General features: G+C 34.5%; 1 pseudogene. It reads right to left on the minus strand.

Annotated features, from left to right (window positions below):
* Window positions 1-310, minus strand: a pseudogene (locus tag AB671_RS21835) (glycine cleavage system aminomethyltransferase GcvT); the annotation flags it as partial.

The following is a 310-nucleotide window of genomic DNA, read 5'->3' on the forward strand; positions in this document are numbered from 1 at the left end:
TTGGTCCCTGAACAGCCAATAAAGAAATTGAATCTGAAATATTGGTTACTTCTGCTCCAAAAGAATTATGTCTTTTAATCCAATCCAGATCTTTTTGTATGTTTGAAGCATTAACGACAAGAAGGTAGTCATATTTACTTATTTTATAAACCATCAAATCGTCAATAATTCCCCCCGTATCATTGGGCATACAGCTGTATTGTAGTTTACCAGGATAAAGTTTTGACACATCATTGGTCGTGAGTTTCTGCATTAATTCAAAAGAACCTTTTCCTTGTATCGAGATCTCTCCCATATGTGACACATCAAA

It is taken from the genome of Chryseobacterium sp. BGARF1, from assembly GCF_001677955.1.
Lineage (GTDB): Bacteria > Bacteroidota > Bacteroidia > Flavobacteriales > Weeksellaceae > Chryseobacterium.